Annotated in this window: 5 protein-coding genes; 2 read left to right on the top strand and 3 right to left on the bottom strand. The window is 57.3% G+C overall.

All coding sequences use genetic code 11. The features are described 5' to 3' along the window. Nucleotides 1-175 precede the first annotated feature (175 nt). From JWR17_RS08355 to JWR17_RS08345, 3 genes are all read right to left on the bottom strand, one after another. Nucleotides 176-1,696, bottom strand: coding sequence for an FGGY family carbohydrate kinase (locus tag JWR17_RS08355; RefSeq protein WP_299830191.1), 1,521 nt, complete (start codon nt 1,694-1,696; stop codon nt 176-178). Nucleotides 1,697-1,821: 125 nt separating this feature from the next. Then, nucleotides 1,822-3,606: an IlvD/Edd family dehydratase gene (locus tag JWR17_RS08350; RefSeq protein WP_299830189.1), complete on the bottom strand. Its 1,785-nt coding sequence runs from the start codon at nt 3,604-3,606 to the stop codon at nt 1,822-1,824. 124 nt (nt 3,607-3,730) lie between these two features. Next, on the bottom strand, nt 3,731-4,912 hold the full coding sequence (locus JWR17_RS08345) for a fumarylacetoacetate hydrolase family protein (RefSeq protein WP_299830187.1): 1,182 nt from the start codon (nt 4,910-4,912) through the stop codon (nt 3,731-3,733). Nucleotides 4,913-5,026: 114 nt separating this feature from the next. Between JWR17_RS08345 and JWR17_RS08340 the strand changes: the two genes are divergently transcribed. Both JWR17_RS08340 and JWR17_RS08335 read left to right on the top strand, forming a co-directional pair. Further along, on the top strand, nt 5,027-5,977 hold the full coding sequence (locus JWR17_RS08340; RefSeq protein ID WP_299830184.1) for a LysR family transcriptional regulator: 951 nt from the start codon (nt 5,027-5,029) through the stop codon (nt 5,975-5,977). A gap of 205 nt (nt 5,978-6,182) precedes the next feature. Further along, entirely contained in the window at nt 6,183-7,532 is a 1,350-nt protein-coding gene (locus JWR17_RS08335) for an MFS transporter (RefSeq protein WP_299830182.1), read from the top strand. Nucleotides 7,533-7,736: the final 204 nt, after the last annotated feature.

The raw sequence follows: 7,736 nt of genomic DNA, 5'->3' as shown, positions 1-7,736 counted from the left end.
GGCGAGAAACGGCCGGGGTCGCGATCGACTCTACGGGTTGTAAATGAGCATTTTGATCGGACTCGCGCACGAGCCTGTTTTTAACGCAGTATTGCGTGCGTAGCACCGAAGGTGCCCAGCCCGCAGTATTTTTCACACAGCCTGCACCGGGATTGGGAAGCCACCAGCCTGGATTTTAGCGGCGATTTAACCGTGCCAATCTCGGATACAAATCCCTGAGGCGCGGGTAAAGGTCGACGTACAGTTCAAACAGTTCACGGTGAAATTCACGCTGGTCAGGGTCCGGCAATAAGGTCTCCCCTCGCTGAGTCATGGCACGGGCGGCGCTGGCAAACTCCGTATACCAACCGGCGCCCACCGCCGCTGCAATTCCTGCGCCCAGGCTCGATGCCTCCTGGGTGATTGCCCGTACCACCGGGCGATCAGTGATGTCAGCAATGATCTGGCACCAGAGCCTGCTGGACGCCCCGCCACCAATGGCAATGAAGGTATTTACCGGTTCACCTGTGGCCTCGACCATCTGCCGGGTGGCGAGCGCCTGTTCCAGGGCGATACCTTCCAGCAAGGCCCGATAGATTTCAGCTCGCCCATGGTCAGGCGACAAGCCCAGAACGCAACCCCGCGCATCCTGATCCCAATATGGGTTCATTACGCCGTTCCAGTATGGCAACAGGATCAACCCGGCGCTGCCAGGGGCCACGCTTGAGGCCTCGGCTTCAAGTCTGATCAAGCAGCCAGGCTGGGTCACCGGATCCATGGCGAAAAACTGCCGCACCAGGCTGTTGATCAACAGCGTGCCGGAACGCAGTGAAGTTTCCAGCACGTACCCCTGGCGGTCCACCGCGCACATCGTGCGGAAGGCGTGGCTCACTCGCGGACCACTGGCATATACCCCCGACACTATCGCCGTTCCCAGATTCAAATAGGCCGTGCCGGCGCTGACCACGCCCACTCCCAACCCGCCCGCCTGACCATCGCCGCCGCCTGCGACCACTGGAATCCCGACCGGCAGCCCAGTCAGTTCCGCCGCTCGCTGCGTGATCCGGCCAATCACGCTGCCGGGGGCTGAAGCAGGCGGAAAGCAGGGGGCATTTAACGCTAATGGCAGCGCTTGCAACACCTCGTCGGCCCAGCAGTGACGGGTAATGTCGAACGCGCCGAACGGGTCTGCGCTGGCCCAACTGGTGGCGAATTCACCGGTCAGCTTGCGTACCAGCCAGGCGTGCGGGTCGTACACATGGCGAATACGGCGAAACAGATCCGGCTCGGCCCGGGCCATCCATGCCAGGCTGTAAATGGCCGGTGACCAGTCCAGCGGCTTGCCGGTGATTGCGTGCAGGCGCTCGCGACCGATTTTGTCGGCAAGCGTTGCAACTTCGTCCTTGCGACGCTCATCCAGCCAAAGAATCGCCGGCCGCAACAGACGATCTTCAGTGTCAGTGACCACCACCGTTTCGCGCTGATTGACGATCGCCAGCGCAACGACGACGTCACCGACAATCAAGGGTGCCAGCGCCTTCAACGCATCCTGAGCCGCCAACCACCACTGCTCCGGATGTTGCTCATAGGCATTGGCACCCGGCCGCTCAAGACTCAGCGCCGCCCTGCCCTGGGCAACCAGGGTTCCGTCCGCAGCCCAGGCAATCGCTTTGCACGTCGTGGTGCTCAGATCGATACCAATGACAAGCGTTTGCATCAGATTCCTCCAGCCAGGGCTGAATTCGGCATCTGGGACCGCTTCGCGATCCATCGCGAGCAAGCCCGCTCCTACATTTCAGCTTCTCTTAAAGCCAACGTGTTATGCCTGCTACCCGTACAGAATCAATGGGAATGACGCGGCTCGCCGCTACGGGCAATGACCCTGAGGTGCAGGGTCGCCGGCTCCAGGCAGCCGCCAGTGGACAATTGGCCAACCAGTTGACGATAGAGTTCCTGCCACGGGGTCTGCGAAGCCGGGTAGCTCGGTTCCCAGGCCAGGCGACGCTCGGCCATCTCCTCATCAGAAACCAGTACATTGACCGAGCGAGTATTCAGGTCAACACGCAGTCGGTCATTGGTGCGAAGCAGGGCCAAGCCACCGCCGATCGCCGCCTCGGGCGACATATTGAGAATTGACGGACTCGCCGATGTGCCGCTTTGCCGTCCATCTCCCAGACAAGGCAGGGAATCAATGCCCTTTTTGATCAGTGCGGCGGGAGGGGCCATATTCACCACCTCAGCGCTGCCGGGATAGCCGACGTTGCCGACGCCACGGATGACCAGGATGCAGCGCTCATCGATTTCCAGCGCGGGATCGTTGATTCTGGCGTGATAGTCCTCTGGACCTTCGAACACAATCGCCCGGGCTTCGAAGCTGTTTTCCGAGCCTGGTTCGGACAAGTACGTCTTGCGAAAGGCCTCGCCCACCACCGACATTTTCATGATGGCGCTGTCGAAAAAATTGCCGCTCAGCACAATGAATCCGGCTCGATGCTTGAGCGGTGCTTCATAGGGATAGATTACATCGACGTCGCTGGCGACGGCAGTGCGGACGATTTCACCAATGGTCTTGCCAGACACCGTACCGCACTCTTCATGCAACAGTCCGGCCTTTTGCAACTCGTGCATCACGGCGGGAACTCCACCCGCGCGGTGGAAACCTTCCCCCAAATACTTGCCAGCCGGCATGCAATTAACCAGCAGCGGTACGTCTTCGCCGATGCGCTGCCAATCATCGAGACTCAGCTCCACTCCCATATGGCGGGCAATGGCAATGAGGTGCGGCGGACAATTGCTCGACGCCCCCAATGCCGAGGCGACGGCAATGGCATTCTCGAACGCCTGACGGGTCATGATCTGCGACGGCCGCACGTCCTGTCGCACCAGTTCGCAGATGCGCTTGCCGGTGGCGTAGGCCATCTGTCCGCGCTCGCGATAGGGTGCAGGAATACTGGCGCAACCGGGCAACGACATGCCAAGCGCTTCGGCCAGCGCGTTCATCGACAGCGCAGTGCCCATGGTGTTGCAATGTCCTACCGACGGAGACGCCGCCGTGGTCATTTCCATGAAACCCTCGTAGTTGATGTCGCCGGCCGCCATCAGATTTCGGGCGTGCCAGAGCACCGTACCCGAACCGATCAGTTGTCCTTTGTAATGGCCATCAAGCATGGGCCCGCCAGACAGAACAATGGCAGGCAAGTCCGTGGTCGCGGCGGCCATCAGGCAAGCAGGCGTGGTTTTGTCGCAACCGGTGGTGAGGACTACGCCGTCCAACGGGTAGCCGTGAAGAATTTCTACCAGGCCCAGGTACGCGAGATTGCGATCAAGGGCAGCAGTGGGTCGTCGCGACTGCTCTGCGATGGGATGCACCGGAAACTCCATGGGAATCCCGCCGGCATCACGAATGCCGGCCTTTACCCGCTGCGCAAGCTCAATGTGGTGGCGGTTGCAGGGCGTCAGGTCGCTGCCCGTTTGTGCGATACCAATGATCGGGCGCCCTGATTGCAGCTCCTCGCGGGTGAGCCCGTAGTTCATATAGCGCTCAACGTACAGCGCGGTCATGTCTGCATGATCGGGATCGTCGAACCATTGCTGGCTGCGCAAAGGACGTTTAGGTGTATCACTCATGGTTCGTTTTCTCTCTTATATTTGTTGAATCTGCGGCTGATTGAGTCTGCGGCGGTGGCCGCCATACCCGAGTAATCTCAAGCCGGGGTGCCAGCCTGTTGTTGCAAACTGCCGTGGAGCAGGATCAGCGCGATAACAGGCCTCGCGCTGACAGATTGCGCAACAGGGCACTGACGCCGAAAGTCCAGTGAGGGGCGTCGCCGCTGTGTGTGACCTGGTTGTGCAGGCTGCCAAACAGCGGACTGCTGATGCTGACCTCATCGCCCAATTTGTGGGTGAACCCGCCACCGACATGATCCCGGTCCTCAGTGGGTGCAAACAATGTCCCAAGAAACAGCACGAATCCATCAGGGTATTGATGGTTGGCGTTAAGGGTCTGGCTGGCGAGATCCGCAGGGTCGCGACTTATCTGATCCATAGAGCTGGAGCCGTGCATCACGTAGCCATCTTTGCCCCGGACCTCCAGGGCCACTACGCAATTACGCACATCGTCCAGGGAGAACGTCTCGTCAAACAGACGAATAAATGGCCCCAGTGAACAGGAGGCGTTGTTGTCTTTGGCTTTGCCCAACAGCAGCGCACTGCGTCCCTCAAAGTCACGCAGATTGACATCGTTACCTAAGGTCGCACCATGGATTTCACCGCGGCTGTTTACCGCTAACACCACTTCGGGCTCAGGATTGTTCCACTGGGATTGGGGGTGAATACCGATTTCGCAGCCGCTGCCAACGGCCGAAAGAACAGGCGCCTTGGTAAAGATTTCCGCGTCAGGACCAATTCCCACTTCCAGATACTGCGACCACATGCCTTGCTCGATCAGCAACGCTTTAAGACGAGACGCTTGCTCAGACCCAGGCTTGATGGTGCGCAAATTATCGCCAATGGCATTGTGCACCACCGCGCGAACAGCCTGGGCTTTTCCGGCATCGCCGCCAGCCTGTTCTTCGATCACACGCTCGATCATGCTGGCGGCAAATGTCACGCCGGCCGCTTTGATGACTTGCAAATCAACGGGGGCCAGCAGGTAGGGTTTTGAACTGTCGAAGGTGCTGCCGGAATTTGCCAGGAGCTGTTCGACACTGGCGATTAGCTTTCCTGGGGTTTCACGTACCGCTTGAGCAGGCGCCGACAGCTCGAGAAGGTCTGTAAGCGTTGCGAAACGCTCAGACAGATCAAACACGCCCTCGGGGCGAAGCACCACCGGGGATGGGCCCGAAATATCTCCAGGGACCCAGGCCCGGCCGATGAGAGTGCCTGCCAGGCCATCAGCCGGAAGGGTGTTCGCGGGAGTGAGTGTTATGGACATTTTTATAGTTCCTGATCTGCGAGGCCTTCACGCTAGAGGTGCCTAGCGATAAACTCCAATGACAAATACTCAACAACTGATAACGTGGTGTTATCGCAATCAGAGGATGCTCTTATGTCTGATTTGTCATTCTCCAGTTTCTGCGGGTGGCTCAAGTTCAGGCACCTGACCTTGATCGACACCTTGGGCCGCACGCGTAATATGCACCTTGCGGCCGAACAGATGAACCTGAGCCAACCGGCTATCAGCAAAATGCTGAAAGAGCTTGAGAGCCTGCTTGGCTTCGCCGTCTTTGAGCGTCTTCCCCGAAGCATGCCGCCCACGGCCCTGGGCGAGCATGTAGTGCGCTACGCAAAGATTGCGCTGAGTGACGCGAGCCTTTTTGTGGAACAGATCATCAGCCTGCGCGAAGGCGGTCATGGATACCTCAAGGTCGGCGGAATTTTTGCGGCTACAGCCGTCGCGCTACCGAGCGCTATTGTTCAAATCAAGCAACACTGGCCGTTGCTTTCCATTGAAGTGGTTGAACAAACCAGCGACCACCTGATGGAAATGCTTGAAGAAAAGAAGCTCGATCTGGCCGTTGCGCGCTTCACTAATGAAACTCAGCAGCACCGCTATGACTTTCAGGCGCTGGCACCTGAACCCTTCAAGATCGTGGTCAATAGCCGGCATCCGCTGTGCGATACGGGGCCCACACCCTTGGAACAACTGGGTCAGTGGCCATGGATTTTGTATCCAGTCGGTACACCCATACGCGGCCGCATGGAGTTGGCGTTCGCCAAAGCAGGAATTCCTACCCCTAAGAACACCATCGATACGATCTCCATGCAGACATTCTTACAGGTATTACAAACCGGTCCGATGATAGCGATGCTGCCCGAATCCATGGTGGGGCCACACATAGACAGCGGACTGCTCAGGCCGTTGGACACGCCTCTGTATTTGGCGCCCCAGGACTACGGCATTCTCACGCGCAAGGGCGAACAACTGTCGGGGGCGGCCCTGGAGTTCGCTGAGATATTGTTGGAAAACGCCAAGCTAGACAGGGAGAAAAACACTTGAATGGCCAAACCACAGATCGATAACGATACGTTATCGATTAATCAGTAAATGCCATTGGGAAAGAATCGGTCTGCCGCCTAGAGTATTCGCCAGCGTACAACTGGGGGGACGTTGACCATCGACCGGCCGTAGTCCGGTTCGTTATCAGCCAGACCCATTATTAATAAAAACAATCGGGCGTGCTCACATGCCCAGGAGCACACCCATGGATACCCTATCCAGCCCTTTGCCTTCGCAAAGTGATGCCGCCGTCATCACCGCTGAAGACCGAACCTATAGAAAGGTCATCCTGCGCATCCTTCCGGTTCTGCTGCTGTGCTACATGGCGGCTTACTTGGACAGGGTTAACATCGGCTTCGCCAAACTGGACATGCTAAATGATCTTCAGTTCAGCAACACCGTCTACGCGCTCGGCGCCAGCATCTTTTTCTGGGGATATTTTCTTTTCGAAGTTCCCAGCAACTTGCTGATGCATAAACTCGGCGCCAGGTTCTGGATCGCCCGGATCATGTGGAGTTGGGCGCTGGTATCAGTCGCTGTTGCGTTCACCGTGCCGCTGGCAACGTTTTTCCATCTTGAGTCGAGCAGCATGTTTTATGTGCTGCGATTCTTGCTCGGCATTTGCGAAGCAGGCTTTTTTCCCGGTGTCATTCTTTACCTCAACTACTGGTTCCCTACGCATCGGCAGAGCCGGGTCATGTCTGGCTTCCTGATGGCAATGCCGATCAGCTTGACCCTGGGTGGCGTGCTCTCAGGTTGGTTGATGAACAGTATGCAAGGGGTTCAAGGCCTGGCGGGCTGGCAGTGGATGCTGATCATTGAAGGTATTCCTTCGTTGATCATGGGCGCGGTGGTGATTGGTTGCCTGGCGGATAATATCGACTCGGCGAAATGGTTGTCAGCCGCTGAAAAGGTGATGCTCAAGGCCAATTTACAGACTGACAATACCGGTAAGACTTCAAGCCTGAGGGAAGTATTCTTCAATCCCCGTGTCTGGTTGTTAATCCTGATTTTACTCACCTTCAACACTGGATTTTATGGGTTGGCGTTCTGGATGCCGTCCATCATCAAGAGCGCGGGCATTTCTAACAGTCTGCATATTGGCTTGCTGACCGCGATTCCCTATTCTGTCGCTGTCATAGCCATGACCCTTAACGCTCGGCATTCCAACCGCACCGGTGAACGCCGTATGCACGCGGCGATTCCAGCATTCATCGGCGGCGTCGGCCTGATTCTGAGCGCGTATTTCGCGGCGAATCTGACGTTATCCATTCTATTCCTGAGCGTTGCCGCTTCAGGCATTTTGAGCCTGATGCCGATTTTCTGGACACTGCCGGGTACGGTGCTTTCGGGTGTGGCTGCCGCCGCCGGTATTGGCATGATTAACGCGATCGGTAACCTGTCCGGCTTTACTGGATCAATGATTACCGCCGTTGCAGAGAACCTGACGGGCGATATCAACAACGGGACGTACGTATTGGCATTGTGTCTGTTGGTCAGTGGCGGGCTGATCCTGGCCATTCCAAAATCAATGCTTGGGAAGTCGGCTGGATAAACAATCTTCTGCAGGAGCCAACGTGTTGGCGAGGCGGTGTATCTGATACACCGCGCAGGATCTTGGCCAACAAGTTCGCTCCTTGTATGTTGTCCCTGTGCCCAACGAAAGAGGTTATGGTCACAGGTTACACACACAAGTAGTGCGTTTCTGGGGGAGGCCGATCGCTCCTAAAGGCAGGTTTTACACCTGACCTTGTCTGTA

The organism is Pseudomonas sp. (assembly GCF_028293835.1).
Classification (GTDB): Bacteria; Pseudomonadota; Gammaproteobacteria; order Pseudomonadales; family Pseudomonadaceae; genus Aquipseudomonas.
Note: the sequence above shows the minus strand (reverse complement) of the source record. Positions and strands in the feature narration are given on the sequence as shown.

Bases quoted from the DNA above. Each gene is read 5' to 3' on its own strand.
- JWR17_RS08355 (WP_299830191.1), bottom strand. From the start codon at position 1,696: ATGCAAACGCTTGTCATTGGTATCGATCTGAGCACCACGACGTGCAAA.
- JWR17_RS08350 (WP_299830189.1), bottom strand. From the start codon at position 3,606: ATGAGTGATACACCTAAACGTCCTTTGCGCAGCCAGCAATGGTTCGAC.
- JWR17_RS08345 (WP_299830187.1), bottom strand. From the start codon at position 4,912: ATGTCCATAACACTCACTCCCGCGAACACCCTTCCGGCTGATGGCCTG.
- JWR17_RS08340 (WP_299830184.1), top strand. From the start codon at position 5,027: ATGTCTGATTTGTCATTCTCCAGTTTCTGCGGGTGGCTCAAGTTCAGG.
- JWR17_RS08335 (WP_299830182.1), top strand. From the start codon at position 6,183: ATGGATACCCTATCCAGCCCTTTGCCTTCGCAAAGTGATGCCGCCGTC.